We start from the raw sequence: 26,728 nt of genomic DNA, 5'->3' as shown, positions 1-26,728 counted from the left end.
CCATTTGCTATAATTTATTCAGGATTTTCTATGGGGGGAGGGAAAAAGGTGGAACAAATGTTATACCAGATACTGCATGCTGTTGAAAACTTGCATAGCACTTTCAATCAGCGCTTCGACCGGCTGGAACAACGTATGGATAACCTGGAGCAACGCATGAATGGCCTGGAACAACGTATGGACAACCTGGAGCAACGCATGAATGGCCTGGAACAACGTATGGACAACCTGGAGCAACGCGTGAATGGCCTGGAACAGCGGGTTGACGGAATTGATACACGCCAGGGTGAGCTGTATCTTGTGACCCGTTCTATTGAACACCGCACCGAATATATTTCCGCTGCTTTGCAACGGACAACAGAAGATGTTGTTGAATTATCCGGTAAAGTTGAGAATATCAACAAAAAACTATTTAATATTCAAGCCTATATCGATTACCAGACCAGCAAAATTGCCGAAAACGAGCGAGAAATTTATTTACTGAAACAGGTCAGATGAAACTAAAAGGGCACCCACCAGGGATGCCCCTTTGTTTATTTAGATGTGTTTGGCCAAAATGCGGGCCAGTTGCTCTTTGGTCTGGTAGCCAACAATCCGCTCTACCGGTTTGCCATCTTTGAACAACAACAAGGTGGGAATGCTCATGACCCCGTATTCAATGGCTGTTTCCCGGTTTTCATCCACATTCAGTTTGCCCACTACCACTTTGCCGACATATTCATCGGCCAGCTGGTCAATTACCGGTGCGATCATGCGGCAAGGGCCACACCAGGCTGCCCAGAAATCCACCAGTACCGGTTGAGTAGCTTCCAGAACCTCCGCTTTCCAGTTGGCATTAGTAAAGGTTTTAACATTTGCGCCTGCCATATGTAATCTCCTCCTTTTTTTCTTATTTAGCGAAGCGCATCAGCACTTCTACTAAATGTTTGACATACTCATCCTGCCGCCCCTGGCTGCAGGCTGATTCCAGACACTTGACGGTATTGCGCTCTACAATGGTCACTCCGACAGCCTGAACAGCTGCCTTAACAGCGGCGATCTGGGTGAGGATCTTCAGACAATCCTGGTCCTCTTCAATCATCCGCTGTATCCCTTTGACCTGCCCTTCTATCCTTCTCAGCCTTTTTAGTATCTCCTCTTTGCCTTCTACCGATACTTCGGTACTGTTCACTATCCTCACCCCCTATACTATACCCGGGTATCTTGCTTTTTATTATATGCCCCTTTTGTCCTTTTGTCAACAAGACCGCATAAATCTTTTACCACTTCCCCGGCCATAATCATCCCTACTACCGGAGGTACAAAAGAAACACTGCCTGGAATCTGACGCCGCAAGGTGCAGCTGCCCCGGCCCTGTTCGCTGGTGCAAACACAATTGGTCTTACAATCAGCCAGCCCTACCCTGGGTGGGATGGGTGGCTCTTCCGAATAAACCACCTTGACCCCCCGGTAGATCCCCGCTTTGCGCAATTCCCGCCGGAGTACCCGGGCAAGAGGGTCGACCGCCGTTTCAGAAATATCTGCCACCCGGAAAGCAGTAGGATCCAGTTTGTTTCCTGCTCCCATGGCGGAAATTATGGGGATATTCAACGCCAGACAGCCCTTGATCAAGTCCAGCTTGCCGGTGACATTATCAATGGCATCCACTACATAATCATAGTCTGGCCTGAGCAGGCGCTCTCTATGTTCAGGAGCATAAAATTCCTTGATGGATTCTACCTCTGCTCCGGGATTGATCAATTTGATCCGTTCCGCCATCAATTCCACTTTAGGCCGCCCCACTGTATTGCTCAAAGCATGAATCTGCCGGTTGATATTGGTTAAACAGACATCATCATAGTCCACCAGCACCAGTGACCCTACCCCGGCTCGAGCCAGGGCTTCACAAGCATAAGAACCCACCCCGCCAATACCAAAGACTGCCACCCGGGCCTGGCGCAGCCGTTCCAATCCTTCTGGCCCCAGCAGCAATTCTGTGCGGGAAAATCTGTGCAACATACCTGTCTTCCTCCTACAGCCCATAGAATAGTTCTTTTTCCCATCATACCCTATTTCCTTTCCCAAGCGCAAGCCCAGAAAAATAGGCTAACCGCCGAGCACCCCTGACCGCCTTTTGCCGTAAGATAAAGCAGAAATCGGGAAGGGGGGAAGCTCCTATGCATTACTATCCCAATTTTATCTTCATCATTGTGGTGATTGTGGTCATCCTCTTGTTACTGGATGTCCTGTAATCTGAAGTATTAAAAAGGAGGGATTCATATGGGTCATCGCCGGAATAGAGAAGTGGTTGTTATCGTGGTGATTATTATCGTGTTGCTGTTGCTGGGATTCCCCTTCTGGCCCTATCCTGGCAACCAGGACTAAGCTCCGCGGAAAGCCCTGCGGGGCTTTCCGTCTTTGCGAAAGAAGGGATAATCAGTGGCAAAAAGAAAAATCATCATTCCCCTCTCCAGTGGCCAACCGGTAGCATCTCCGGCCAGAACCAGTGCTGTCAGCCGCCCGGAAACGGAGTGGCAGGTCTGGCTGGATAAGTTTTTGTCCATTTTGGTTATAGCCGAAGAGTTACTGGCAGTAGCTGAACCGGTACTTTCTGCCTGGACAGAAATGAAAAATCAAAGGCGAGGTGGCAAAAAAAGATGAGTAAAAAAATTACCCCCCAGGAAATTATGGCCCTGGCCCTGAATTTGCTGGCCAACCCCAACAAATTAAATTTCAGCGTAATCGTTTCTTTGCTGGAGCAATTCGGCGGCAATATGGATTCCGAAACCAAAAACAAACTGTTAACCTGGGGCAAAAAAGTTGATGCCGGCGGCAGTCTCAGCGCTGCCGAGCTGGAAGAAGTTAGACAGCTAATCCGACAGGGAGCTGCCAGCGCAACTCCGGAAAGATTGCAGCTGGTAAAGACCCTTTTTACCACCCTGCAGCCCCAGTTTAGCAAGATGCCTCCTGCCTGGCAACAAGTGATTAATTTGATCGCTGAAGAATTGAAAGGGTGAGGGCAATGGCAGGTAAGACCAAAAAAATCAAGATAGACCCCAGCCAGCTTAACAACTGGGCTGCACAAGCTAAAGTCTGGATCAGCGCTCTCAAGCTGGCTTTAAATGGGGCCCGTACTATCATCAATGAAAAACAGAAAAAGCAGTAGGCCTTTTGCCTACTGCCTGTTTATAAATTAACAGCGGACAACCCCATGATGCCGTGGGCCCGCCTGTTTCAGAACCTGCTCCCAGCAGGTGGGTGCCCTCCTGCGGGCTTCTTGAGTCCCCTGACTATGGGGGCATTCATTCCACCAGCAGAGACCGGGCTCCCTTTTCTGAACGTGTTGGCTCTAAACACGCGCTGACCTCACGCACACCGCAGGGTTTTATCTGCCTTTATCTTAACACAAACCCGATGGTTTGACAAGACAGCATTACTTCCTGGGTATAACATCCAGCTTGATATGCAGTTCCTTCAATTGTTTAGCACTTACTTCCGAAGGCGCTCCGGTCATCAGACAGCTGGCACTCTGGGTTTTGGGGAAAGCGATGACATCCCGGATGGTATCCCGGCCTGCCAGCAGCATCACCAGGCGGTCGATACCAAAAGCAATGCCACCATGGGGCGGAGTGCCATATTCAAAAGCCTCCAGCATAAAGCCAAATTTTTCTACAGCCTCCTCCTGACTTAAACCCAGGAGGCGGAACATCTTTTCCTGCACATCCCGCCGGTGAATCCGGATAGAGCCACCACCGATTTCCACCCCGTTCAGAACCATATCATAAGCTTTGGCCCGCACCCGGCCCGGATCAGTATCCATCAGCTCAATGTCTTCATCCATCGGAGAGGTGAAGGGATGGTGCATGGCGACATAGCGTTTTTCTTCCTCATCCCATTCCAGCAAGGGGAAGTCCACTACCCAGAGGAAATTCATGGCCTCGGGGTCAATCAGACCCAGTTTCTCCGCCAGATGTACCCGCAGGTGGCCCAGGGAGTCGGCCACAATCCTGGGCGTATCCGCCCCAAAGAGCAGGAGGTCACCTGTTTCCGCCCCCAGCCGCTCCAGGATAGCCTGCAGCTCTTCCTCCTTGAAGAATTTGGCAATAGGAGATTTGGGGCCTTCCGGGGTCATCTGGATATAGGCCAGGCCTTTGGCACCATAGATAGCCACATACTGGGTCAGCTCATCCAGCTCCTTGCGGCTGAAGTGGGCACAGCCTTTAGCATTGATAGCCTTGACCACTCCGCCGTTATCGGCAGCAGCCCGAAAGACCTTGAATTCACAGCCAGCGGCGATATCGGTCAAATCCACCAGTTCCATGCCAAAGCGAGTATCGGGCTTGTCCGAGCCATAGCGGGCCATGGCTTCGGCATAAGTCAGCCGCGGGAAAGGAGTAGGCACTTCCCGGCCCAGGGTAGTCCTGACCACTTCCGCAATCATCTCTTCCATCAGGGTCAGCACCTCTTCCCGTTCCACAAAGGACATCTCCAGGTCCAGCTGGGTAAATTCCGGCTGCCGGTCACTGCGCAGGTCCTCATCCCGGAAACAGCGCACGATCTGGAAATATTTGTCCATACCAGCCACCATGAGTATTTGCTTGAAAATCTGGGGAGACTGGGGCAGGGCAAAGAATTTGCCCGGGTTGACCCGACTGGGCACCAGGTAATCCCTTGCCCCTTCCGGGGTGGATTTGGTCAGCATGGGAGTTTCAATTTCCCAGAAGCCCCGGGCGTCCAGATAGTCCCGAATAGTTTTGACCAGCCGATGCCGTAAACCCAGGGCCCGCTGCATATCCGGCCGCCGCAGGTCCAGGTAACGATAGCGCAGGCGCAGGTTTTCATCTACATCGATATTGTCCTGGATATAGAAGGGCGGTGTTTTGGCCCCGTTCAGCACCTTCACTTCCCGGGCATACACTTCCACTTCCCCGGTAGCCAGGTTGGGGTTAACAGTGCCTTCTGGACGCAAGCGCACTTCCCCTTTGACAGCAATGACGTACTCATTGCGAATCGCTTCCGCTTTAGCAAACGCCTCCTGATCAACTTCCGGGCTAAATACCACCTGGGTGATACCCTCCCGGTCCCTGAGGTCCACGAAAATCAGGCCGCCATGGTCCCGCCGCCGCTGGACCCAGCCCATGAGAATTACTTCTTTGCCGGCATCAGCTGCCCGCAAGCTGCCGCACATCATGGTCCGCTTCCAACCCTGTAATGCTTCCATTGCCTTTTCCTCCTTACGGTTTCAGTTTTTCTGTCAAGTAATCCACTACCTGTTCCAGCTTGAGAGCCTGCTGGCTGCTATCGCTCATGCTCCGAAGCTGCACTTCGCCGCGCTGCAGCTCATCGCCACCTACAATCACGGTGTAACTGACCTTGAGCCGGTCCGCCTGTTTCAGCTGGGCCTTAAGGCTGCGCCCCAGCAGGTCAGTTTCGGCAGCCAGGCCGCGGCTGCGCAGCTGCTGGGTCAACACCAGGGCCTGTTCCCGGGCTTCCGTGCCTAATACTGCCACAAAGACCCGGGTGCCGGCCTCCTCCGGCCAGGCTACCCCCTGTTTTTCCATAGTCAAAATGGTGCGTTCCAGGCCCAGGGCAAAGCCGATGCCGGGCACATCCTCACCGCCCAGTTCCCCCACCAGGCCATTATAACGGCCACCGCCGCAGATAGAACTCTGGGCCCCGATATCCTTGACCATAATTTCAAAAGCGGTCTTGGTATAATAGTCCAGGCCCCGCACCAGTCGCTCATTGACGGTAAAAGGTACACCCAGGGCCTTCAGAAGGGTTTGCACCTGGTCGAAGTGGTCCTTGCAATCAGGACAAAGTTGCCGGGTAATGGTAGGCGCTCCCCGGGTAGCTGCCTGACAACCTTCCTGTTTACAATCCAGAATCCGCAGGGGATTGCGTTCAAACCGGCTCTGACAATCCTTGCAGAGGGAAGCCAGCTGCGGACGCAAAAACTCCTGCAGAGCTTCCCGGTGCCGGGCCCTGCAGACAGGACAGCCTACACTGTTGATGTTTAGCTCCAGGTCCTTGATACCCAGGCGCCGGTATATTTCCATGGCCATGGCGATTACTTCCGCATCCACCACCGGCTCATCCGAACCGAAAACCTCAACTCCAAACTGATGGAACTGGCGGTAGCGCCCGGCCTGAGGCTTATCATAGCGGAACATGGGACCAATATAATAGACCTTTACCGGCTGGGGCCCGGCATGGAGCCGGTTTTCCAGATAGGCCCGCGCTGCTGCCGCTGTCCCTTCTGGCCGTAAGGTTACAGAACGACCGCCTTTATCCAAAAAAGTATACATTTCCTTTTCCACGATATCGGTGGTTTCCCCTACCCCGCGCTGAAAGAGCTCGGTATGCTCGAAAATAGGGGTACGCAATTCACCATAGCCATACTGACGGCAAACTTCCCGCAAAATTTGCTCTACATACTGCCACTTCCAGGTCTCCTGCGGCAAAAAATCATTGGTTCCTTTTGGTCTCTGGGTTAGCATCCTTTCACTCCTTTCCCATTCCCTCCAAAACTAAAAACCCGTCCCTGCTTGCGCAGGGACGGGTCATTACCCGCGGTGCCACCCTGGTTGAACAGCCAAAAAGCCGTTCCCCTCTCGCCCGTTAACGGTGGGCAACCGGGCCAGCCTACTATCCAGCTAAAGCTGAAGTTCGACCGCCAACTCCCGGGTGTCTTTCACCGGCTTTTCCTGAAAGGGGCTTCCAGTCACGACCCCTTCTCCCTGGCAGGCCAGTCCCGGCTACTCTTCCCGTTCCTTGTCATTACCATATCTGGCTAATAGTTTATCCTTTTGCTTGCTATTTGTCAAGAATTCACGCTAATAAATGGCCGTAAGATATGCCAAACTATTGCCTGAGAAAGGAGGGAACAAGGATGGCTTTAACCGGTAAAGAAGCTTCTCTGATCAATGACCACATCGCTATGGAAACAGCCTGTATCAAGCATTTGCAGTTTGCCGCCGAAAACTGCACCGATCCCCAGTTGAAAGGCATGTGCCAGGCTATGATTGCCGACCATCAGAATTTCATTAACACTCTCTCCCGTCACATTCAGACCAATTTGCAATAGGAGGTGAAAGCTATGCCCGCCAAACTGAATGACCAGGATTTAATGCAACTGTTGCTCTCTGACCACAAAGCCTCAGCCCAGCATATGTTGATGTGCGTACTGGAGTGCGCCAATGACGCTCTCCGCACCGACTGCCAGAATATCCTCAATAAGACCCTGAATCACCAGAAGCAAATCTGGCAGGCCATGAACCAGCGGGGCTGGTATCAGGTTCAGGCTGCTACTGTACAGGAACTGGCCCGGGTGCAAAATCAGATCAACCAGGCTACCCAGCAATTGCAAATGCAGTAAGGCCAAAAACTGCCGTCCGTTGGGCGGCAGTTTTTGGCTTTTATGAGAACACTTTGTCTTGACATTGCTGAAAAGAAAGCATATAATGAAAATGAAAATCATTCTCTATACATATGGGGGTAAAATGGAGGTGAGCTGTTTTGACAGTCTTGCTGGTTGGGGCCGATCAACTTGGTAACATCCCAAAAGAACTGAAACAATATGGTTGTAAAGAAATAATTCACTGGAGCGGTCGTAAAGCCAAAACCAGGAAAAAAAGTATCCCTGCCAATGTGGAAATTGTACTCGTTTTTTACGATTTTGTGAGCCACGGACTGATGGATGTTATAAAGGAACAGGCCAAACGCCGCCAACTTCCCATTGTGTTTTCCAGACGGGGAACTTGTGAGTTGAGAAAAGCTTTGTTACATTTCAGGGATAAAATGCAAATGTCTAGTGATTCGCAGGTGAAAGCTACGATATAATAGAGGCGAATAAATTTTTCATGAAAGGGGGAAAGGGATGCGCAGTATTCTGGTTATTTTAGGTTTTCTTTTTGTCGTATTAGGGATACTGGGTATGTTTTTGCCAGTTTTACCCACTACCCCCTTTTTGCTGTTAGCTGCAGCCTGTTTTGCCAGAAGTTCAACCAAAGCCCATCGGTGGCTGTTAAGCCATCACATTTTTGGTCCACCCTTAAGACAATGGGAAAAAACCCGTACAATTAGTCTACGGGCCAAAGTTATTTCTCTGCTCATGCTCAACCTCTCTATTGGCTTTTCAATTTGGATGCTACGTAATAACTTACCAGTGCAAATGCTCCTGGTCATGTCCGCTCTCGGAGTCAGCACTTATCTTTACCGCTTACCTACATCCACGCCGAAAAAGCTTACCTCTGAAAAGGAATAATATTATTGTCCTCAATTTACAGATACTAGTATTTTAGTTTTGCAAAATCGTATGCCTGCTAGTGCTCCCTTTGTGGAAAAAGAAATGCAAAAAATAATTAATGATGAGTATCAGACAACATATCTAATTTCGTATAAAAATGGTTTAGCTAAAGTAGATTTTGAGTTTACCAGTCTTGAACATGTAAAAAAAATAAAGGATAAAAATAAATACCTTTTAAATGAAGAAAAAAATTCCTTACCGCTTTGCAAGATTTAATAAAATAAAAAAGGGGGCTATCTACCCCCCTTTTCCTTACAATCCCTGAGTTTGAACGCCCCATCCGCCCCGCATCATGGGCCCGCCGAAACCGCCATTAGCACCAAAACCAAATCCCCCACAGCCGCCACCTTGCATCATGCCAGGCCCGGGCAGGATTCCGTTTTGTTCCCGGTATTTTTCCATCTGGTCCATGCGGTCCTTCATCAGTTTACCCTGTTCAGGAGTTAGTTGCCCGGCTTCCACATACTTGTCGATCATCTTCTTGCGCAGCTCAACGATTTGTTTTTGCAGATCCAGGATTTCCTTCTTCTGAGCGTCAGTGATGGCCGCAAAAGCCGGAACCGCAAAAGCCACCAGAAGTACTGCCGCTACCAGAGCTAACCATTTCTTTTTCATCTTCATCATCCTCCTCCTATTTTTTTAAATCTTCCAGCATTTGCTGGTATTCCTCCCGGGTAATTTCACCCCGGGCATAGCGCTTGCGCAGAATTTCTTCCGGCGTTTCACCATGGTTACCGCCGAAACTGCCAAAACCGCCTTTGTTCAAGAATCTGATCGCCAGGTAAATCAAAGCTCCCCAGAACAGGATATTGAACAGCATGCCAATGCCCATCATCCACCAACCTCCTCCATTAATAAAGGGATCATATCCCCAGCCGCCAAACCAGCGTCCCATCATCATCTTACCTCAACTCCTTTCGTGTTCCTTCTCTTGTCTTTAGTATACCCCTCGATTGTGACAAAACTAAGGCCGAATTGTGGCAGAAAAATGAATAATTTGGCGATAATTGTTGGCAAATACTAGTTGGTTTTTTGATATGGCGGGGCTGCAAATTACAGGTATAGTTGGCTACTGAAACTAAAAAGGTTATAGCTATCGATCCATATAATAAAGATATTATTACTGCCTAGAGAATCGAGATACTGGCAACGCGGGTATAAGGTCGGCAAATCTGACCAGCAATAAGAAAAGGGGCTATCTCAGCCCCTTTCACTTACAATCCCTGAGCTTGAGCGCCCCAGCCGCCCCGCATCATGGGCCCGCCGAAACCGCCATTAGCACCAAAACCAAATCCCCCACAGCCGCCACCTTGCATCATACCAGGCCCGGGTAGGATTCCGTTTTGTTCCCGGTACTTTTCCATCTGGTCCATACGCTCTTTCATCAGCTTCCCTTGTTCAGGGGTTAGTTGCCCCGCTTCCACATACTTGTCAACCATCTTCTTGCGTAACTCGACAATTTGTTTTTGCAAGTCCAGGATTTCCTTCTTCTGAGCGTCAGTGATGGCCGCAAAGGCCGGAACCGCAAAGGCCACCAGAAGTACTGCCGCTACCAGAGCTAACCATTTCTTTTTCATGTCCATCATCCTCCTTTTATTTTTTCAGGTCTGCCAGCATTTGCTGGTATTCTTCCCGGGTGATTTCACTCCGGGCATAGCGCTTACGCAGTATTTCTTCCGGGTTTTCGCTCTGATTACCGTCAAAACCGTTAACACTGCTTTTGTTCAAGAATCTGATCGCCAGGTAAATCAAAGCTCCCCAGAACAGGATATTGAACAGCATGCCAATTCCCATCATCCACCAACCTCCTCCATCAATAAAGGGATCATATCCCCAACCGCCAAACCAGCGTCCCATCATCATCTTACCTCAACTCCTTTCGTGTTCCTCCTCTTGTCTTTAGTATACCCCTCGATTGTGACAAAACTAAGGCCGAATTGTGGCAGAAAAATGAATAATTTGGCGAAATTTGCTGGGAAATAATGGTTGTTTTTTTTTTTTTTTTGATATTCTATAATTTTATTGGACGCCCAAAGAATAATATTGGAAGGGAGGAACAGAAATGAAAATTCGTCATATAATTGGTTTAGTATTAACTTTCTTTATGCTCTCAATAAATGGTCAGGCTTTTGCAACGCTCAAAGAGAATAATACTGTTGTTGAAAGCAAGGAGCTTAAAGCAGACTCCAATAGTGAAGTAATTCTTGACAAAGTTAAACTCGTAAAATATTCCAACGGAGAATTAAGTATCCACGGCTCTGCGAAAAGAAAATTCGGTGAACCAGCACAATATTATAGAATAACAGTTGATGGAAAAAAAGGAACATATAATACCAAACTACTACCTATTCCGGATAAATATTAACTATTACTGTACAAGGGGCCTGTATATGGCTCCTTGTACAGTAAATTTTACATATCTATCTCAACAAACCTTATTGAAGGAGGTAGAGGTAGAGGTGATGTTTTTAATTATTTGGGGTATGCTTGGTTTTGCCGTTTTCTTTCTCTTCACTCTAAAACTATCTAGTAACAAGGAGCATGAAGAATTAAATAAATTAATCAAGATGATAAAGATACTTATATTTGTTTCACTTATTTCTATTGCTTTTTTTTATTTATCCTACTATAGTTTGTATGGCAATTGGCCAGTATGGTTATCAATTATTTTCCTTGCAGTCACAATTGGCTGGCCTTTTTTTTCAATATATGCCTGGGTCAAAGAAAATTCAAATCTTAAGAAATATTTACCTGCCATTACACTTTGGTGTAGCCCACTTGTAATATTAGCCGCCTCTGACGATTTTGAAAGATTATTTAACATAGATAGAGTTCCTAGGGAATTTATTCCTTTAATAATCTTATTATTATTTACTATAGGTATCTTAAGTTGGTCTGTGCCAAAAATGAGATAGTATCTTATTATCTGCGGCTGCGTTCCGACCACAGGTCGGCCACATAGACCAGCTCAATCCCCTGTTCCTCCAGCCAGGGCACCATTTCCCGCAAAGCCTTGGCCAGATTGGGTCCCGTTACCCCCACATGGCCAATGGCAATAGCTTCTCCGTTTTGCCTGCAAACCCGGGCCAGTTCGCGGATTTGTTTCTTGATCGCCGTCACGGAATTGATGTCATCCAAAAAGACCGAACGTTCCAGCACTGTCATGTTCAACTCCCGGGCCAGGACCGGCACAACTGTATCCTCCGTTGTACGGCTGTCCAGATAGATCAGGTTTTTCTCCTTGGCTACCCTGAGCACCTCGTACATCAAATCCTTGCGCCTGGTGATTTTTGACCCCATATGATTATTCATGCCGCTGGCATAGGGGACATCTGCCAGATCCTCCAGCACCGTCTGGTGCACCTGTGCTGGAGTCATATCTGCCGTCACAGCCCCAGGCCCCAGCCAGCTTTTCTTCCCTTTTTCCGGCTCCATCGGCAGATGCAAAAAGACCTGATAACCCAGACGATGAACTTTTTCCGCCGTGGGCCGGGTCAATTCCAGTTTGGGCATAATGGCCAGGGTTAATGGTCGCCGCAAAGCCAGCATTTCCTCCAGACCCCGATTGCTCCCGGCCAGGTCATCGATTACGATAGCTACCTTTAATTTGGGTTTGATGGGGGTTAAAACCCGGGTTAGATCCAGATGTTTTCCAAAAGTCTCCCGTTCTTGACCATTAATCAGCACTTTGACCCCATTGATACCCGGTATACTGCAAACTGTTTCCGTCAAGGCCCAGAGAGCCAGTTGTTCCTGGCAACTGCCCCCCGCAGTGGGTACTGCTGCCGTCGAGAAATTGAGGACTGCAATCCCGTTATCTATCTCCACTCCCAATAACCTGGTGTCGAGCACGAAAACCGGCTCCAAACCCTGTTGCGGAGGCCCGGCCAGCAGCTGTTCCACCAGCAAACGCACCAGTTCCTTACTGTTGTGCGGCTGGGCCCAGGTTTTCACTTCCCCCGGCAGGCTAACAGCCACCAGCTTTTCCCCATCGGCCGTGGGGAAATATACCTGTAAGCCAGGCCCATCGGCAGCCAGTGTAGTTTTTGTTGCAGTCGGCTCAGGTACAGGAATATCCTGTTGCAGGAAGTAAGCATAGATACCGGCCGCAATCTGTTCTGCCAGCCGTTTCTGATAGGCTTCCTGTTTTAATAGCTCCCGTTCCCTGGTATTGGTCATAAAGCCTGTTTCAATGATCAAGCCGGGGTAAGAACTATGTCGCAGCAAATAATATTCCGCCGGACGGGCCTGATGGGGCTTGCCTCCCTCCTCTACAGCCGCCTCATTCAGTTTTTGCTGAACCAGAGTAGCCAGTTGAGCAGCGGCTGGTATCCGCCGGTTATAAAAGACCATGGGACCGGAGGTCTGGGGCCGCCGCGGATTGGCATTGACGTGGATGCTGACAAATAAATCAGGCCGGTAATTTTCAATTATTTCGATCCGTGACGTCAGGTCCTGCCGATGCCGGGAAGTATAACGCTTTGCTTCGTCCTGTAAGGCTTTGTCATCTTCCCTGGTCATAATCACCTTGACCCCCTGCTGTTCCAGCTCCTGCCGCAGCTTCAGGGCTATCGCCAGATTGATCTCCTTTTCCAGAAAACCGGGGCAATTAGCCCCACCATCAATGCCGCCGTGGCCCGGGTCAATCACAATCACCCTGGGCCAGAGGGGATAAAAAACCTGGCGGGCCAGTTCCCAGCCAATTCTATAGACAAAAATAACTATAACTAGTATAATAAAAACATATGTGGTAAATTTTAACTGACGCCAGGAGAGAAAAAAAATCACCGGTCTCCGCACTCTACCTCCCCCATTTCAGACTAAAATTCAGTAAAGTTTATGCGAATACCAGCTTGGTTTATTAGTTTCGACATAAGTAAAAGGGGCATATCACCAGCCCCTTTTATTTATGCTTACATTTATTAGCCACAAGCAGTAACAAAATTAAAGACATAGGCTTTGCCCTTGGCGATTTCGGTTATTTGATTAAACGAGATAATTCCTTAAACTCTGGTGTCCCCGCCTCTTTCATCAAATCAAAGAATACAGATTCAGTATTGGTAATGACTGCTCCCATTTGTTGCATTAAGGATAATGCATTCAAATAGTTTTCTTTACTACGTGAGCAAACGGCATCACTAACAACGAAAACGTTATATCCAATTTTCAATAAGTCTCTAACAGTTTGGAAAACACAGACGTGTGCCTCCATTCCTGTAACTATTATTTTCGGTCTACCTATCTTCTTTAAATCCGCAACCAACTGGTCTGTACATGCTGAAAAAGTTATCTTTTCATAAATCGTTACTTGATTAAAGTTGCTTGCAACCTCTTCTACTGTCTTTCCCAGGCCTTTTGTATACTGTTGTGTAACCACCACCGGTATATTTAGCCTATTAGCTATAGTTAGCAAGATATTTGTCTTATTAATAATTTGACTTCCATATTTCATTACCGGAACTAGTCTCTCTTGTATATCAATGACCATTAAAACCACTTCGTCCTTATTCACAAAAAATTTGTCCATTATTTACACCTGGTTCAAAAAACTTGACTGTTTTTATCTCCAGCCAAACCGGCCCCCAGACCAGGTCTTCGCCTCCTTTCCGAACATTTGATTTGCCCTCCGAGGGGCAGGGCGACAGGGGACCTCGGCCCGGGAGTCCCACCCGGAGCCCGAACGAAGAGGTTATCCTCTCCCGTACCCCAGGCTCGCCTTCGGAATGTCTTTCGGCACCAGCAGGTCGAAGTAAACTGGAGTAGAAGCGGCAAGCTCACCGCCGTCCGAACCGTCCTGTTAGAACGCCTACCGGTTTTCCCGACACCGGCTAAACGGGGTTACCGTAAGGACAGGGCAAGTTTTTTGAGGTCGTGCCAGATGGAGTAATATGCCTCCTGCTGCTGTCGGGCAAACCCGTTGTGCAATAGGAGCTTACCATCCAGCCACCTCAAGCAGGCCCTGACCCTGCGGGTCATCCCTTTTCCTTCCCTCGGTATATTAGGATTGACTTTACAGGTTAGGTCTTGCTTGATTTGGGTTACCAGTTGCTGAAGCTCTTTCGCCTTTTCCTTGACAGCCCTTCTGCACACCGCTTCCACCATCTTCGCAAAGGGAAAGGCCCCTTGCAGATTCTTTCCCAGAGTTTTCTGCCGCCAAAGATTACCTTTGGTATCGTGCCGCTCTGCCGGTGGGCATCAAACTCAGCTAGCTTTTTCTCCAAAGACGCTACCCGGTTGTTCCGCCCTTTGACTACCAGGCGGAGTTTTTCAATAACCTCTGAAGTAATCCCCCTTTTTTCTGTCTTCGCCAGCTTCCTGCCTACTTCGATCTGGTCAATGCCCATGGGGATGTGCTGGGACTGGTTGATAGCAGTGGCAGCCTGGTGGTGAGGGTTTATCATGCGGATAATGCAGTTCAGCGGAAGGTCGATGTTAGTCGAGGAAAAGAAATTCCTTACTGCTTTGTAAGCCTTGTTGAAATCCTGATCGAGCGAGTAGGAGGGGGTGATTAACCCCCATCCTCTCACACCACCTAGCATGCGGGTCCGCACTCAGCGGTTCCAAAAGATTACAAGTATTGGCCCCATACACAGTATACAGGGGGGCAAAAGCCCCCACTTATAATTTGAAAGAGCTTTTCAGGGAAACAATCCGGTTAAAGACCGGTTTTTCCGCCGTGGTATATTTGGGGTCCACATTAAAGTACCCATGGCGGAAGAACTGGAACTTGGTTTGAGGCGCCACCCCTTTGAGCTGGGCCTCCACAAACCCCTGCAATACCTCCAGGGAATTGGGGTTGATGCGCTCCAGGAAGGACTTGTTTTCTTCCTCCTCCTGATCGTCTTCCAAGATTAAAGGTTCATAGAGGCGGAATTCCGCCGGCAGGGCGTGATTGGCTTCCACCCAGTGAATGGTGCCCTTGACCTTTTTGCCGGAAGTATCCTGACCGCTTTTGGTTGTGGGGTCATAGGTACAGCGCAATTCCACCACATTGCCAGCCTCATCCTTGATGACCTCTTCACACTTAATAATATAGGCATGTTTCAGGCGTACTTCATTGCCAGGATAGAGGCGGTGGTATTTGGGCGGCGGCACTTCCATGAAGTCATCCTGTTCAATGTAAATTTCCCGGGAAAAAGGAATCTTCCGCGTCCCCATTTCCGGATTTTCCGGGTTGTTCTCCGCATCCAGCCATTCCACCTGGCCTTCCGGATAGTTGGTAATCACCACTTTTAGAGGCCGCAGAATGGCCATAGTGCGGGGAGCTTTCAGTTTCAAATCTTCCCGGATAAAATGCTCCAGCATCTGGTAGTCCACGGTGCTGTTGCTTTTGGCTACCCCGATGGCCCGGCAGAATTCCCGGATAGCCTCTGGCGTATAACCCCTCCGTCTGAGCCCGGCAATGGTGGGCATGCGCGGGTCATCCCAGCCGTCTACGATACCGTTATCCACCAGCAGTTTCAGTTTGCGTTTGCTCATCACCGTATTGGTCATATTGAGGCGGGCAAACTCAATTTGCTGGGGCTGGCATTCCATTTCACATTCCCTGATCACCCAGTCATACAGGGGGCGATGGTCTTCAAATTCCAGGGTACAAATGGAATGGGTCACCCCTTCAATAGCATCTTCAAGGGGATGGGCGAAATCATACATGGGATAGATGCACCACTTGTCCCCGGTATTATGATGGGTAGCGTGGAGTATGCGGTACAGCACCGGATCCCGCATATTCAGGTTAGGAGAAGCCATATCGATTTTGGCCCGCAGGGTTTTCTCCCCGTCTTTAAACTCCCCTTTGCGCATGCGCTCAAACAGATCCAGGTTTTCCTCCACTGAACGATTGCGGTAAGGGCTTTCTTTCCCCGGCTCGGTCAGAGTGCCGCGGGTGGCCCGAATTTCTTCAGGTGAAAGGTCACAGACATAGGCTTTGCCCTTTTTGATCAGCAACACTGCGCGCTGATACATTTCCTCGAAATAGTCGGAAGCAAAGTAGAGTCCGTCCCATTCATAGCCCAGCCAGCGCACATCCTCCTTGATGGATTCCACATATTCGGTATCCTCTTTCAGAGGGTTGGTATCATCAAAGCGCAGGTGGGTTTTGCCGCCAAACTCATCGGCCAGGTCGAAATTGAGCACTATCGACTTGGCATGTCCGATATGTAAATAGCCGTTGGGTTCAGGGGGAAAACGGGTAACAATGGTTTTATGTTTACCGGACTCCAGATCATTGATGATGATATTGCGGATAAAATTGGATGGTGCTTGTTTGTTCTCCATTCCTACCAACCTTTCACAAAATGATCACATATATATTTATACCACAAATTTTACGTAAGTTTAAGGGTATATAAATCCGGCCGCCGGTGTTGCCACAAAGGCATCGCCTGCCGCACCTGGTCCACCCGGGTCAAATCCAGTTCTACCGTCAGCAAACCCGGCTCTGCTCCCAGCTGGCCCACTACCTGGCCCCAGGGGTCTACCACCATAGAGTGCCCGTAGGAAACATAACTGGCCCTTTCATCCCGGGCTGGAGCCACCCCCACGGTAAAGATCTGGTTGTCCACCGCCCGGCTTCTGAGCAGCAGCTCCCAGTGGGCGGGCCCGGTCGTCAGGTTGAAAGCCCCGGGAACAATCACCAGGCGGGCCCCCTGTAAAGCCATTATCCTCGCCATTTCCGGGAAGCGCAGGTCATAGCAGATCATTACTCCCATCCGGCAATAGGGTGTGTTAAATACTGTTAGTTTATCCCCCGGTCGCAGAGTATCCGATTCCTTGAAATACTGGCCGCCGGGAATATCCACATCAAAGAGATGGACTTTGCGGTGCTTGGCCAGGGGGCGTCCTTCCGCGCCAAAAACATAACAGGTATTATAGAGGTGTCCTTCCTCATCTTTTTCCGGAATAGAGCCTCCCACCAGGATAAGACCATGTTTTTTAGCCTGTTCCTGCAGAAACTGCCAGGTTTGCTCCCCTTCCAGCTCAGCAAAAAGAGGGAACTGGTCATTTTGATAAGGGCAATTGAACATCTCCGGTAAGATAGCCAGTTCCGCCCCCTGAACTGCCGCTTCAGCCAGCATCCGGGCTGCTGTCTCCAGGTTGGCTGCTTTGTCTGTAGTTACAGGCATTTGCAGCAGGGCCAGTTTCAGTTTATCCCGCTTCAGGCCAGGACCCCGGCATTCATCAGGTTTGAGCCGCGAGCCCGGTGGAATAGCATAGCGCAAGGCCCCGGAAGGACAGAGGTCAATTGCTTTGATGATTTCCTCCGCTTCAGCCCTGTCGGTTTTCACCCAGGGCCGCTCCATGGGCCGAAAGACCCGGGGCAGGGCCCGCACACAATTGCCAGAATGGGTACAAAGGTCAGAATCCCAGTAGACGATCACATCCGGGGTATGGTATTCCCGTTTCATAGCCCAACTCCTTTCTGTAATACACAAGAAGGCATGACTGCCGGTGTCATGCCTTTAGCAATTCTTCTACCACGTTTATAAATCTTTCAGCTATGCGCAGACTTTCTTCAGCATCTTCCTGTAGTTCTGAGTATCAACCATATATCTTCACTCCAGTCCTATTTATTAAACCTGCAAAAGTGGCCAAATTATCCTTATCCCTTTCCCATTCTGACGGTCTAAAAATGACAATATCCAGATCTTTATTATAATCGAGAGTCAGTAACATTTCCTGGACAAGCTCTCGTTTGTTATCAGTTTCTATAATAACACAAAGATCAATATCACTGTTTTTTCTAATTCTTCCTTTAGCACAAGAGCCAAACAGAATGATTGCTTCAGGGCTATATTTTTCAATAATTTGTCGTTTTAACCGCTCAATCTCTTGAAAATGACTGTTCATAATTTTTGTCTCCTGTTCCAATTCTGCAAACCACCTTTTCCACAATTCTGGCAAATCTTAATCGCTTCTTCCAGGGTCAAATTTTGACTGTCTATTACCCAGTAACGGACAATTCCAGATAGTTTCCTGTTTTTCTCTGGGACATTGACACCAAGCACAAATTTCCGGGTCAGCGTCTCTGGCAGGTAAATAACGGTGTATATCGCACAGGTCAATGTGAGGTAACTTCTCTGCTACCCTGTCCTGATTATAATAATCGAATTCCTCAGCGGTAAGAAAACCGGTAGCCACCATGTCCATTTTATACTGGGGCCCAGGCCGGTAGCAGTTTAAGGCTAACTACCACTATTTTTTCTCCCAGGCGTAGATATTTTTGTACCAGGCTATAACGGGGCAGTGAGGTCGTATAGGACTTCCTATCTCTATATAGGGGAAGCACTGCCAGACACCAGACTCCATCAGTTTGCAGTTGCTCAAGCAATTGCTGAAGCTTCATGTTTGGCCTCCTTATTTTTTTCTTAGCTATTTAATTCTATATTTATAAGCTATTTCCTGCAAAAAAATACTTTGATTGCCAGATTAGCAACCGAAGTTTGATTTCCGTTATTGACTTTCTTTTTCTTCAAATTCAGTTTTCGTACCGTCACACATCTGATAATATTCAACAATATACTTATCAATTTTTTGACTTATTTTAAGAAGAATATCTGTGCTCAAATTCATATTCATGGCATTAGTAAGGATACTTCTTGCTATTTCTATTTTATCCTTCTTTCCCACCCATTTTCCACTCCCTGTATCCAAAGATTAACATAATTTTACAACAAAATTCAGATCAATGCAAACAAAAAATATATGCTTGTTGCATATTCAGTTGCAGCTGGAAATTGGATAAAGTATTTTTGAGCAGGGAGTGAACAGGATGAAAAAAAATAAGGAAATAAATAATAAAGAAATTGGACAGAGAATACGGACAGAAAGAGAAAAACTGGGGCTTTCCCGGGAAGAATTTGCTGAAATCATCGAGCTGTCAGACTACTATGTCGGTCAACTGGAACGGGGAGAACGACAAATGAGCCTTCCCGTTTTAGCTAAAGTAGCTAATTGTTTGCATGTATCTCTGGATTTCCTCGTTTTCGGTAAAACCGCCTACAATAATTATTATATACATGATGTCGGTAACGCCTACAATTATGTTAGTGATATTGAAATAAATGAATTACTTAATAAATGCTCACCAAAAGAACTTGAGCTGGTAAAAAAACTGATCAAAACCGTTCTCCCTTATGTTCACCCTAGCTAGTATTAAGCAAAGAAACCAGGGACACTACCCTAACGGTGTCCCTGGTTTCTTTTACCCTATGATCACCTCAACCCGGTGCTGCTCCCCATCATCCACCAGCTCCACCGCTCCATCCTGCTTTTCCCTGCCATCCACCACTACCCTCTTTACCCCTCGATTCATGCGCTCAGGATTGCGCACCTGAATCAGGTAGAGGGTAGAACCAAAGCGGTACTGCACCTGATACTCCGCCCAGTCCCGGGGAATACAGGGATTGAAACGCAGCCGGTTCCCTTCCTTTTTCAGCCCCAGTATATGCTCAATAGCCACCCGGTAGAACCAGCCGGCGGCCCCGGTATACCAGGTCCAGCCGCCCCGGCCAGTATTGGGGGCAACAGCATAAACATCAGCAGCCAGGACATAGGGTTCTACTTTATAGCGCATGGCTTCGATACTGGTGCGGGCGTGGTTGATGGGGTTGAGCAGACTCAGCAGCTCTCCTGCTTTGTCCCCCTGGCCCAGCAGGGCAAAGGCCAGTGCGGTCCAAACAGCGGCATGGGTGTACTGGCCGCCATTTTCCCGCACACCCGGCACATAGCCCTTGATATAGCCGGGTTCAAGCTCGCCATCACCAAAGGGTGGAGTCAGAAGCTTGATAATCCCCGCTTCCCGGTCCACCAGATAGTTTTCTACCGCCCGCATAGCTTCCTCCGCCCGGCGGGGCCGTCCCAGGCCGGAAATTACCGACCAGGATTGGGCGATAGCATCGATTTTGCATTCACTGTTCTCCGCCGATCCCAGGGGAGTGCCGTCATCGAAATAGGCCCGGCGATACCAGCTGCCATCCCAGGCATGTTTTTCAATAGCTTCAGCCAGTTGCTGGCGCAAATCCGCGAATTTCTCAGCCCGCTCCAGGTCCCCCTGGGCCCGGCAGATGGGGATAAACCGCTCCAGCACGGTACACAGAAACCAGGCCAGCCAGACACTTTCCCCCTGGCCCCGGTGGCCAACCTTGTTCATGCCATCATTCCAGTCCCCGCAACCCATTAAGGGCAAGCCATGGGGTCCGAATTTAAGGGCATGGTCGATGGCCCTCAGGCAGTGCTGGTAAAGACTCTCCCGGTGCTGGGACTGCCTGGGTATGCTGTACCGCTCATCTTCCCCGGCGGCCAGAGGCTCATCCTCCAGGTAACCAGCTTCCTCCGCCAGGATAGACCAGTCACCGGTCACCCTGATATAGTCAGCAGTCACATAAGGGAGCCAGAGCAAGTCATCGGAATAACGAGTGCGTATGCCTTTCTCCGCCCCCGGATGCCACCAGTGCTGCACATCCCCCTCCAGGAACTGATGGGCAGCATGAAGCATTATCTGCTTCCTGGTTAGCTCTGGCCAGGTATAGGCCACGGCCATCACGTCCTGCAACTGGTCCCGGAAACCATAAGCTCCTCCGGACTGGTAGAAAGCTGCCCGGGACCAGAGCCGGCAAGCTATCACTTGATAAAGCAGCCAGCCATTGAGCAGTAAATCCAGGGCCTGATCCGGGGTTTTTACCAGCAGGGCTCCCAGCCGCTCCTGCCAGAAAGCTTTGACCCGTGCCAGCTCGGCTCTGGCTTCCTCCACCCGGCTATAACGGGCGCAGAGGGTTTCCACCTCTGCCTCCGAGCGGGCCTGGCCGAGGAGAAAGACCACTTCCCGGGTTTCGCCGGGAGCCAGCTCCAGGGTTGTCTGCATCACCCCGGCAGGCACCAGCCCAGCCCCCACCCGGCCGGAAAGCCCGGTCCGTTTCATAGCCGCAGGGAATTCCAGAGTGCCATTGGCCCCGATAAACTCCAGCCCATCAGCCGTCCAGCTGCGTCTGCTTTCGGAACAGTCAACAAAAAGCAGGCGGCCCGGAAAATCGTGGTTATAGGTATTGGTAAAGAGCAGGATGCCTTTTTCCCCATAGCTGCGGCTGACCAGGTAGGGAGCTGTGCTCTTGCTGTCTACCCCCATAACCGGGCGCAGGTAGTAGGTCAAAGTCAGTCGTCGCGGCCGGGAAGAGTAGTTATGCAACTTGACCAGACAGAGTTTAACCGGATCCTGACCGGCTACAAAGACAGTTAATTCCTGGCCCAGCCCGTGGCCCTGCTGCTGAAACACCGTATAACCCTGCCCATGGCGGATCAGGTAGTCCCGTTTTTCCCGGATAGGCTGGGGCGTCAGGCTCCAGTAGCGGCCATTGCTTTCATCCCGCAGATAAATGACCTCCCCGGGCGGGTCACTTACCGGATCATTGGACCAGGGGGTGAGTTTGTTTTCCCGGCTGTTTTCCGCCCAGGTGTAACCTGCCCCCGCTTCCGTTATATTGCAGCCAAAACCGGGATTGGCCAGCACATTGAGCCAGGGGGCCGGAGTTGTTTGCCCTTCCTTGAGCCAGATCACGTATTCCCTGCCGTCAGGGCTAAACCCGCCCAGGCCATTGTAAAAAAGCAGGGAACCGGGCTCTAGCGGCACTGTCTCCTCTTCCTCCTCTGCTGCTTCAGGCACCAGTTCCGGCAGGGCCGGCCGGTAGCGGGGATTGGCCGCCAGCTCTTCCCAGGAGGTAGCAGCAGTAAAGCACAGGCGCGCTACCGTAAAGAGCAGGGTTCGGTCCGCCTCGGTTAACTGCCGCTCGACCAGCAGATAAACTCCACCCTTGCGCTGGAACAGCTCCCGGGCCGGACTGACCAGGATCAGTTCCCGGATCCGGTCCTGCAGCGGCCGCGTGTACCCTTCTTCTTCCTCCACCAGCAATACCAGATCCACCGCCAGCCCTTTGCGCCGCCAGAAATCGTGGGCCCGCAGCAGTCGCTGTACCAGCTTGACTTCCTCCTGATCAGCAATCCGAACCAGCACGATGGGCAAATCACCAGAGATACCAAAGGGCCAGAGATCAGGCTGTCCCTTCCGGTTGCCAGCGATCACCTCTGCGTACTGGCGGCGAGCCGGTCCGGGAAAGAGCAAGGCTGGAATCAGTTTAAGGTAAGTTTCCACCTCCCGGGCAGGCAGATCCAGATAATCAGCCTCAAGGCGGCTGCGGTTCCAGGCCAGTTCAAAAGCTCGTGCAATGGCCTTTTCATCCCGATATTTATCCGCCAGGCGCAGGGCTTCTTCCCGCGTTTCCGCTACTGCCAGGACAAAAGCCACCTGGGCCGATTGTCCTGGTTTAAGTCGCACCCGCCGCCGCAAGCTGAAGATGGGATCCAGCACCGCCCCACTGCTGTTGGAAAGAGGCTGGTCCACCGCCAGGGCCAGGGGATAGTCCAGGTTGCGATTACGGCCGATAAATTTGGCCCGATCGGTTTCGTATTGCAGATCCCCTGCCACTTCACCCTTAACACTAATGCTGTGCAGGGCATAAAGGGGTTTCTGCCCCTGACTGCGGGGTCGGCGCACCGCCAGCAAACAATCATATCCAGGTACAAACTCCGTAGTCACAAACAGTTTGCTGAATGCAGGATGGGCAGCATCCGCTTCCGGGGGCGCCAGCACAACCTCCAGGTAGCTGGTAACCTCTACCACTCGTTCGTACTGGCTGTGGTTGGTCAGAGTGACAGTGCGGATTTCCGCATTATCCTCCGGAGAAACGGTAATTCGAGTGTGGGTTTCAATATTCCCATCCTTGCGCAAATATTCCGCTTTATCCGGCGCAAAAATCACCTGGTAATACTCCGGCTCCACCCGGTAAGGTTCAAAAGTAGCAGACCAGACATTATTGGCATTGAGATTCTGAATATAGATGTAAAAACCGCTGCAGAAACCGGGCCAGTTTTCCTGCCAGCGGGTCAAGGCCAGATCCTGCCATTTACTGTAACCCGCTCCTCCATCGGTTAACAACAGGGAATAGGAGCCATTGGACAGCAGATGCACCCGGGGCATTTCCCGCTCCGGCACTCCGTATTTCCTGACCACTTCCGGTTCATCCTGAAATTTGCGCTGCCGGGGCCGAAAGGCTTCCCGTTGTTCCTTAATAATACTCACTTTCAGCGGTATGCGCTCCTGTAACAGGATTTCCGCCGCTTTCACAGCCGGGTTGGCATGAAAACGCTGCTGCATACTGTTGCCGGTGAAAAAATTGGTAAGAGCCAGCAGGCTCATGCCCAGGTGATGAGCCATGTAGTTTTTGACTACCGCTTTTTGCCCCAGGGTATAATCAATGGCTTCGTAAAAGCCGTAGATGCCTGCCAGCCCTTCTTCCCGCAGCCGTCGCAAATTGGTCAGAGCCGCTCGCGGCACCAGGGGCAGAGCCAGTATGGTGGCATAGGGAGCTACCACCAGTTCCTGGGCCAGGCCCCGCTTCAGACCCAGGTCAGGCACGCCAAAAGCCTTGTACTGGTAATTGAGGGCCAGGTCAAAGGCATAATAAGCTGCCTCCGATATCCCCCAGGGTACCCCGCGCTCCTGGCCGTATTTTTGTTGCACTCTGACGGCGAAGGAATAGGTGGCATCCAGCAGGGTGTTTTCATAGGTGCGCATTACCAGCAGGGGCATCAGGTATTCAAACATGGTCCCCGCCCAGGAGACCAGTCCCTTATCCCCCTCTACCCGGGTTAGCTTCCGCCCCAGCCGGAACCAGTGGCGAGCCTCCACTTCTCCCCTGGCAATGGCCAGGTAGCTGGCCAGACGCGCTTCTGAAGCCAGAAGGTCATAATAGGATTTGGTCAGCTGCCCTTCATCAACATGGTAACCGATCGAAAAGAGCTTGCGCCGGGAGTCGTACAGGGGGGCAAAACGGGTATTTTCCACCAGATTCTGAATTCGCTGCAGCAAATCCTCGCCTCGACTCCGTAATTCCTCCTGGTTGCAGGCCATTTCCGCCCGCAAGACCTGCACCATAGCCAGCACCTTCTGGCCCCAGTAAGAACTGGTCCTCCCCTGAAGCTGCTCTTCCAGCTGTTCCAGCAGAACCAGCCATTCCGCCTGGCTGCTTTCTGCACGGGCCAGCAGGCTTTCCAGCTCCCCGGTAGTTATGGCCCCTGCGTTGCCTGCTTCCTCATTATAAAGGGCGATCGTGTCCAGCAGCCCCCGGAGCAAAACCGGCTCCAGCACAGGTCGCTTGAGATATTCCCTGATTCCTTCCGCCAGTACAAGCAAATAGCCGACAAAATTACCGCTGTCCACAGTGGAGACATAGCGAGGCCGCAGTACCCGCAGGGTCAGGGTATCATACCAGTTATACAGGTGGCCTTCCCATTTTTCCAGTTTTTCCACCGTAGCCAGAGTAGCCTGGATTCGCTCCAGCATTTGCCCTGTCCCCAGGAAACCCAGGTCCCGGGCGGCCAGAGTGGAGACCAGCAATAATCCGATATTGGTGGGAGAGGTGCGATGGGCCACCCCTTTAGGCGGATCCACCTGGTAATTATCAGGAGGCAGATAATGGTCCTGGGCTATCACCATGTCCTCAAAATAGGCCCAGGTCTGCCGGGCCAGCCGCCTTAGTTCCGCCTCCTCCGCCGCTGTCAGGCGTTCTGGCGCTCGCATATAATCCCGGCTTACCCACCAGGCCACCGCCGGGGCCAGCAGCCAGGTCAGGCCAACCAGCAGGCCCAGCCCTGTTGTTGCCGGGCTTTCTCCCCGTCCCCAGGCCAGAACTGCTACCAGCACCCCGGCCAGCGGAGCCATGAACAGCTTGCGGTAATAGGTTGCCAGGTCGTTTTTCAGCAAGGTCTCCAGCTCAGCGGCCGGAATCCATTCCAGCAGATTTTTGCCGGTCACCAGCACCCGCACTAACGTCCTGATAATGGCATCCAGCATTAAATAGCCCTGGTAGGGCAGGAAAAGGAACTGCAACAGGGACTGGTATACACTGGCCCTTACCCCTGTCAGCACCGTCCGCCCCTGTACCCCTTCACTCAATAAATAGAGCAGGGTGGGAAGAGCTACTGTTCCCAGGCCCAGGCCAAGCCAGACCAGACTGCTACCCGGCAGCAGCCCTGTTCCCAGCACTACCAGTAGCACCAGAGCCGGGCTGACCAGACTGCGGCGCAGGTTATCGCAGATTTTCCATTTGGATAGCGGCGAAAGGGGATTGGGCCGCCACTGCCCCTGCCGATCCTTGACCCGGCTTTTTAGCCAGGGCAAAAGCTGCCAGTCTCCCCGCACCCAGCGATGCTGGCGCAGGGAATAGGCCAGATAGCGGGCGGGATAGCCATCCAGCAGTTCAATATCCGTCACCAGCCCGGCCCGCAGATAGCTCCCCTCCAGCAAGTCATGGCTCAAGACGGCATTTTCCGGTATAGCTTCCTTGAGCAAGGTCTGGAAGGTATCCAGATCATAAATACCTTTGCCGGTGAAAATCCCTTCCCCGAACAAGTCCTGATAAACATCAGAAACGGCAGTGGTATAGGGGTCTATTCCTCCCTGGCCGGCAAAGATCCGGCTAAACCAGGTGCGATTGGCACTTTCCAGCTGCACCCCAATCCGGGGCTGCAACAGGCCATGTCCCCGCACCACCAGACCCCGTTGCCGGTCAACCACCGGCTGGTTCAGGGGATGGGCCATGGTACCAATCAGCTGGCGGGCTGTCCCTAAGGGCAAACTGGTATCAGCATCCAGGGTGATGATATATTTCACCCTGGGCAACTGCTCCCGTTCACAACTTAGTACAGTAAAACTGGTATCAGGAACGCCCCGAAGCAGGTCATTGAGCTCTATGATAGCCCCCCGCTTCCGTTCCCAGCCCAGCCACTGGCCCTGGGCCGGATTATAGCGCCGCTCCCGATGGAAGTAAAAAAAGCGCGGTCGCTGCGGAGCATAACGCCGGTTCAACTCGGCAATCCCCGCCAGAGCAGCAGCCACAATTTCCGCATCATCCGCAGCCTCTGGCTCCGGACCATCCTTGAAATCCCCCACCAGGGCGAAATACAAATTTTCCTCTCGGTTGGCCAGATAATGAACCTCCAGCTTTTCCACCAGCTCCTGCACCTTACTGGCTTTAGGCAACAGAGTAGGAATGATTACCATTGTGCTATTTTCCGGCCCGATGCCTTCCCGCAGTTCCAGCCTGGGCAAAGGCCGGGGAGCATACAGCCGGCTGACACAGAAATTGACCAGTGTTAAAGCGATTTCACTGGCCGGCAAAGCCACCAGAGGAAGCAAAGCCAGCAGCCTCCAGCTCCACCCCCCCTGGGCCCGGCTGACATACCCCATCAACAGCCCTATCACTGCCAGAGTCAGGAAAACGAGGGAACCGAAATAGACCCGGTAGGGATGCTGACGGAGCCAGCTCCGCAACCCCCCCAGGCCCCGGGGCCGTCCCCCCAGTTTATCCTCCAGTTCTCCTCTGCCCTCAC

Annotated in this window: 30 protein-coding genes, 1 other RNA gene, 1 pseudogene and 1 other annotated feature; of the genes and pseudogenes, 12 read left to right on the top strand and 20 right to left on the bottom strand. The window is 51.0% G+C overall.

The genetic code is table 11. The features are described from left to right. Positions 1 to 48 precede the first annotated feature (48 nt). Positions 49 to 498 (top strand): hypothetical protein, encoded by a 450-nt coding sequence (locus tag JDF658_RS05515; RefSeq protein ID WP_079906746.1) that lies wholly within the window; start codon positions 49 to 51, stop codon positions 496 to 498. 39 nt (positions 499 to 537) lie between these two features. Here the strand turns inward: JDF658_RS05515 and trxA are convergent, their stop codons facing one another. From trxA to JDF658_RS05500, 3 genes are read right to left on the bottom strand one after another with little or no spacing between them, the layout of a single operon-like run. Then, positions 538 to 867: a thioredoxin gene (gene trxA / locus JDF658_RS05510; protein WP_078665459.1), complete on the bottom strand. Its 330-nt coding sequence runs from the start codon at positions 865 to 867 to the stop codon at positions 538 to 540. Between the two features lie 22 nt (positions 868 to 889). Further along, a complete protein-coding gene (locus JDF658_RS05505) occupies positions 890 to 1,171 on the bottom strand; it encodes a metal-sensitive transcriptional regulator (RefSeq protein ID WP_078665460.1) in 282 nt (93 codons plus the stop codon). Positions 1,172 to 1,188: 17 nt separating this feature from the next. Next, positions 1,189 to 1,998 (bottom strand): ThiF family adenylyltransferase, encoded by an 810-nt coding sequence (locus JDF658_RS05500; protein WP_079906745.1) that lies wholly within the window; start codon positions 1,996 to 1,998, stop codon positions 1,189 to 1,191. A gap of 420 nt (positions 1,999 to 2,418) precedes the next feature. Between JDF658_RS05500 and JDF658_RS05495 the strand changes: the two genes are divergently transcribed. From JDF658_RS05495 to JDF658_RS14410, 3 genes are read left to right on the top strand one after another with little or no spacing between them, the layout of a single operon-like run. Next, the gene (locus JDF658_RS05495) at positions 2,419 to 2,640 is read left to right on the top strand and encodes a hypothetical protein (RefSeq protein WP_078665462.1); all 222 of its coding nucleotides are present in this window, start codon (positions 2,419 to 2,421) and stop codon (positions 2,638 to 2,640) included. Then, entirely contained in the window at positions 2,637 to 2,996 is a 360-nt protein-coding gene (locus JDF658_RS05490) for a hypothetical protein (protein WP_079906744.1), read from the top strand. The genes JDF658_RS05495 and JDF658_RS05490 overlap by 4 nt, the downstream gene beginning before the upstream one ends. 5 nt (positions 2,997 to 3,001) lie before the next feature. Further along, on the top strand, positions 3,002 to 3,145 hold the full coding sequence (locus tag JDF658_RS14410) for a hypothetical protein (protein ID WP_159071793.1): 144 nt from the start codon (positions 3,002 to 3,004) through the stop codon (positions 3,143 to 3,145). A gap of 36 nt (positions 3,146 to 3,181) precedes the next feature. Here the strand turns inward: JDF658_RS14410 and ssrS are convergent. From ssrS to hisS, 3 genes are all read right to left on the bottom strand, one after another. Next, positions 3,182 to 3,366: non-coding RNA, 6S RNA (ssrS, locus tag JDF658_RS05485), on the bottom strand. A 46-nt stretch (positions 3,367 to 3,412) separates the two neighbouring features. Continuing rightward, positions 3,413 to 5,200 carry an aspartate--tRNA ligase gene (gene aspS / locus JDF658_RS05480; protein ID WP_079906743.1) on the bottom strand — a complete coding sequence of 596 codons (1,788 nt, stop codon included), beginning with the start codon at positions 5,198 to 5,200 and terminating at the stop codon, positions 3,413 to 3,415. 13 nt (positions 5,201 to 5,213) lie between these two features. After that, positions 5,214 to 6,479 (bottom strand): histidine--tRNA ligase, encoded by a 1,266-nt coding sequence (gene hisS, locus JDF658_RS05475; RefSeq protein WP_078665465.1) that lies wholly within the window; start codon positions 6,477 to 6,479, stop codon positions 5,214 to 5,216. A gap of 51 nt (positions 6,480 to 6,530) precedes the next feature. Continuing rightward, positions 6,531 to 6,763 (bottom strand) — a binding site (T-box leader). 108 nt (positions 6,764 to 6,871) lie between these two features. Here hisS and JDF658_RS05470 point away from each other — a divergent pair. The 5 genes from JDF658_RS05470 to JDF658_RS14220 all read left to right on the top strand — a co-directional run bounded on the left by JDF658_RS05470 (position 6,872) and on the right by JDF658_RS14220 (position 8,503). Then, complete coding sequence (locus tag JDF658_RS05470; protein WP_078665466.1) at positions 6,872 to 7,066, top strand: hypothetical protein; 195 nt, start codon at positions 6,872 to 6,874, stop codon at positions 7,064 to 7,066. Between the two features lie 12 nt (positions 7,067 to 7,078). Then, complete coding sequence (locus tag JDF658_RS05465; RefSeq protein ID WP_079906742.1) at positions 7,079 to 7,357, top strand: spore coat protein; 279 nt, start codon at positions 7,079 to 7,081, stop codon at positions 7,355 to 7,357. Positions 7,358 to 7,497: 140 nt separating this feature from the next. Then, positions 7,498 to 7,821: a DUF2325 domain-containing protein gene (locus tag JDF658_RS05460; protein ID WP_078665468.1), complete on the top strand. Its 324-nt coding sequence runs from the start codon at positions 7,498 to 7,500 to the stop codon at positions 7,819 to 7,821. Positions 7,822 to 7,858: 37 nt separating this feature from the next. Continuing rightward, positions 7,859 to 8,245: a YbaN family protein gene (locus JDF658_RS05455; protein WP_174182984.1), complete on the top strand. Its 387-nt coding sequence runs from the start codon at positions 7,859 to 7,861 to the stop codon at positions 8,243 to 8,245. 72 nt (positions 8,246 to 8,317) lie between these two features. Beyond that, positions 8,318 to 8,503, top strand: coding sequence for a hypothetical protein (locus JDF658_RS14220; protein WP_143311833.1), 186 nt, complete (start codon positions 8,318 to 8,320; stop codon positions 8,501 to 8,503). 36 nt (positions 8,504 to 8,539) lie between these two features. Here the strand turns inward: JDF658_RS14220 and JDF658_RS05450 are convergent, their stop codons facing one another. The 4 genes from JDF658_RS05450 to JDF658_RS05435 form a co-directional block, all read right to left on the bottom strand. Beyond that, positions 8,540 to 8,902: a YckD family protein gene (locus JDF658_RS05450; protein ID WP_078665469.1), complete on the bottom strand. Its 363-nt coding sequence runs from the start codon at positions 8,900 to 8,902 to the stop codon at positions 8,540 to 8,542. 16 nt (positions 8,903 to 8,918) lie between these two features. Then, entirely contained in the window at positions 8,919 to 9,188 is a 270-nt protein-coding gene (locus tag JDF658_RS05445) for an SHOCT domain-containing protein (RefSeq protein WP_200803479.1), read from the bottom strand. Between the two features lie 313 nt (positions 9,189 to 9,501). After that, on the bottom strand, positions 9,502 to 9,864 hold the full coding sequence (locus tag JDF658_RS05440) for a YckD family protein (protein WP_079906741.1): 363 nt from the start codon (positions 9,862 to 9,864) through the stop codon (positions 9,502 to 9,504). A gap of 16 nt (positions 9,865 to 9,880) precedes the next feature. Then, the gene (locus JDF658_RS05435; RefSeq protein ID WP_078665471.1) at positions 9,881 to 10,150 is read right to left on the bottom strand and encodes an SHOCT domain-containing protein; all 270 of its coding nucleotides are present in this window, start codon (positions 10,148 to 10,150) and stop codon (positions 9,881 to 9,883) included. A gap of 199 nt (positions 10,151 to 10,349) precedes the next feature. Here JDF658_RS05435 and JDF658_RS05430 point away from each other — a divergent pair, with 199 nt between their 5' ends. Both JDF658_RS05430 and JDF658_RS05425 read left to right on the top strand, forming a co-directional pair. Next, complete coding sequence (locus tag JDF658_RS05430; RefSeq protein WP_078665472.1) at positions 10,350 to 10,652, top strand: hypothetical protein; 303 nt, start codon at positions 10,350 to 10,352, stop codon at positions 10,650 to 10,652. Positions 10,653 to 10,746: 94 nt separating this feature from the next. After that, positions 10,747 to 11,202 (top strand): hypothetical protein, encoded by a 456-nt coding sequence (locus JDF658_RS05425; RefSeq protein WP_079933590.1) that lies wholly within the window; start codon positions 10,747 to 10,749, stop codon positions 11,200 to 11,202. Positions 11,203 to 11,209: 7 nt separating this feature from the next. Here the strand turns inward: JDF658_RS05425 and JDF658_RS05420 are convergent, their stop codons facing one another. The 9 genes and pseudogenes from JDF658_RS05420 to JDF658_RS05385 form a co-directional block, all read right to left on the bottom strand. Beyond that, positions 11,210 to 13,087 carry a divergent polysaccharide deacetylase family protein gene (locus JDF658_RS05420; RefSeq protein ID WP_079906739.1) on the bottom strand — a complete coding sequence of 626 codons (1,878 nt, stop codon included), beginning with the start codon at positions 13,085 to 13,087 and terminating at the stop codon, positions 11,210 to 11,212. Positions 13,088 to 13,265: 178 nt separating this feature from the next. Continuing rightward, a complete protein-coding gene (locus JDF658_RS05415) occupies positions 13,266 to 13,814 on the bottom strand; it encodes a hydrolase (protein ID WP_078665475.1) in 549 nt (182 codons plus the stop codon). A 511-nt stretch (positions 13,815 to 14,325) separates the two neighbouring features. After that, positions 14,326 to 14,814 (bottom strand): hypothetical protein, encoded by a 489-nt coding sequence (locus JDF658_RS14595; RefSeq protein WP_079933588.1) that lies wholly within the window; start codon positions 14,812 to 14,814, stop codon positions 14,326 to 14,328. A 91-nt stretch (positions 14,815 to 14,905) separates the two neighbouring features. Continuing rightward, positions 14,906 to 16,564: a glutamine--tRNA ligase/YqeY domain fusion protein gene (locus JDF658_RS05405; protein WP_079906738.1), complete on the bottom strand. Its 1,659-nt coding sequence runs from the start codon at positions 16,562 to 16,564 to the stop codon at positions 14,906 to 14,908. Positions 16,565 to 16,614: 50 nt separating this feature from the next. Further along, positions 16,615 to 17,448, bottom strand: a complete 834-nt coding sequence (locus tag JDF658_RS05400) for a carbon-nitrogen hydrolase family protein (protein WP_375804191.1) — start codon at positions 17,446 to 17,448, stop codon at positions 16,615 to 16,617. 60 nt (positions 17,449 to 17,508) lie between these two features. Beyond that, positions 17,509 to 17,694 (bottom strand): annotated as a pseudogene (locus JDF658_RS15015) ((4Fe-4S)-binding protein); the annotation flags it as partial. Between the two features lie 133 nt (positions 17,695 to 17,827). Continuing rightward, complete coding sequence (locus JDF658_RS05395; protein ID WP_078666480.1) at positions 17,828 to 18,157, bottom strand: nucleotidyltransferase domain-containing protein; 330 nt, start codon at positions 18,155 to 18,157, stop codon at positions 17,828 to 17,830. 280 nt (positions 18,158 to 18,437) lie between these two features. Then, a complete protein-coding gene (locus JDF658_RS05390) occupies positions 18,438 to 18,632 on the bottom strand; it encodes a hypothetical protein (protein WP_078666479.1) in 195 nt (64 codons plus the stop codon). 107 nt (positions 18,633 to 18,739) lie between these two features. Then, positions 18,740 to 18,916 carry an aspartyl-phosphate phosphatase Spo0E family protein gene (locus JDF658_RS05385; protein ID WP_078666478.1) on the bottom strand — a complete coding sequence of 59 codons (177 nt, stop codon included), beginning with the start codon at positions 18,914 to 18,916 and terminating at the stop codon, positions 18,740 to 18,742. A 142-nt stretch (positions 18,917 to 19,058) separates the two neighbouring features. On the opposite strand from JDF658_RS05385, the gene JDF658_RS05380 reads away from it, so the two are divergent. Continuing rightward, positions 19,059 to 19,439, top strand: coding sequence for a helix-turn-helix domain-containing protein (locus JDF658_RS05380; RefSeq protein ID WP_078666477.1), 381 nt, complete (start codon positions 19,059 to 19,061; stop codon positions 19,437 to 19,439). A 51-nt stretch (positions 19,440 to 19,490) separates the two neighbouring features. On the opposite strand, the gene JDF658_RS05375 is transcribed toward JDF658_RS05380, so the two are convergent. Then, a complete protein-coding gene (locus JDF658_RS05375; protein WP_242946619.1) occupies positions 19,491 to 26,669 on the bottom strand; it encodes a GH36-type glycosyl hydrolase domain-containing protein in 7,179 nt (2,392 codons plus the stop codon). Positions 26,670 to 26,728 lie beyond the last annotated feature (59 nt).

Origin of the sequence: Carboxydocella sp. JDF658, from assembly GCF_002049395.1 — a bacterium.
Classification (GTDB): Bacteria; Bacillota.
Note: the sequence above shows the minus strand (reverse complement) of the source record. Positions and strands in the feature narration are given on the sequence as shown.

What these genes read in the sequence shown, in the direction of transcription:
- JDF658_RS05430 (WP_078665472.1), top strand. Translation starts at nt 10,350, where the DNA reads ATGAAAATTCGTCATATAATTGGTTTAGTATTAACTTTCTTTATGCTC.
- JDF658_RS05455 (WP_174182984.1), top strand. Translation starts at nt 7,859, where the DNA reads ATGCGCAGTATTCTGGTTATTTTAGGTTTTCTTTTTGTCGTATTAGGG.
- JDF658_RS05490 (WP_079906744.1), top strand. Translation starts at nt 2,637, where the DNA reads ATGAGTAAAAAAATTACCCCCCAGGAAATTATGGCCCTGGCCCTGAAT.
- hisS (WP_078665465.1), bottom strand. Translation starts at nt 6,479, where the DNA reads ATGCTAACCCAGAGACCAAAAGGAACCAATGATTTTTTGCCGCAGGAG.
- JDF658_RS05500 (WP_079906745.1), bottom strand. Translation starts at nt 1,998, where the DNA reads ATGTTGCACAGATTTTCCCGCACAGAATTGCTGCTGGGGCCAGAAGGA.
- aspS (WP_079906743.1), bottom strand. Translation starts at nt 5,200, where the DNA reads ATGGAAGCATTACAGGGTTGGAAGCGGACCATGATGTGCGGCAGCTTG.
- JDF658_RS05450 (WP_078665469.1), bottom strand. Translation starts at nt 8,902, where the DNA reads ATGAAAAAGAAATGGTTAGCTCTGGTAGCGGCAGTACTTCTGGTGGCT.
- trxA (WP_078665459.1), bottom strand. Translation starts at nt 867, where the DNA reads ATGGCAGGCGCAAATGTTAAAACCTTTACTAATGCCAACTGGAAAGCG.
- JDF658_RS14410 (WP_159071793.1), top strand. Translation starts at nt 3,002, where the DNA reads ATGGCAGGTAAGACCAAAAAAATCAAGATAGACCCCAGCCAGCTTAAC.
- JDF658_RS05470 (WP_078665466.1), top strand. Translation starts at nt 6,872, where the DNA reads ATGGCTTTAACCGGTAAAGAAGCTTCTCTGATCAATGACCACATCGCT.
- JDF658_RS05390 (WP_078666479.1), bottom strand. Translation starts at nt 18,632, where the DNA reads ATGAAGCTTCAGCAATTGCTTGAGCAACTGCAAACTGATGGAGTCTGG.
- JDF658_RS05445 (WP_200803479.1), bottom strand. Translation starts at nt 9,188, where the DNA reads ATGATGATGGGACGCTGGTTTGGCGGCTGGGGATATGATCCCTTTATT.
- JDF658_RS05405 (WP_079906738.1), bottom strand. Translation starts at nt 16,564, where the DNA reads ATGGAGAACAAACAAGCACCATCCAATTTTATCCGCAATATCATCATC.
- JDF658_RS05415 (WP_078665475.1), bottom strand. Translation starts at nt 13,814, where the DNA reads ATGGACAAATTTTTTGTGAATAAGGACGAAGTGGTTTTAATGGTCATT.
- JDF658_RS05440 (WP_079906741.1), bottom strand. Translation starts at nt 9,864, where the DNA reads ATGAAAAAGAAATGGTTAGCTCTGGTAGCGGCAGTACTTCTGGTGGCC.
- JDF658_RS05435 (WP_078665471.1), bottom strand. Translation starts at nt 10,150, where the DNA reads ATGATGATGGGACGCTGGTTTGGCGGTTGGGGATATGATCCCTTTATT.
- JDF658_RS05380 (WP_078666477.1), top strand. Translation starts at nt 19,059, where the DNA reads ATGAAAAAAAATAAGGAAATAAATAATAAAGAAATTGGACAGAGAATA.
- JDF658_RS05465 (WP_079906742.1), top strand. Translation starts at nt 7,079, where the DNA reads ATGCCCGCCAAACTGAATGACCAGGATTTAATGCAACTGTTGCTCTCT.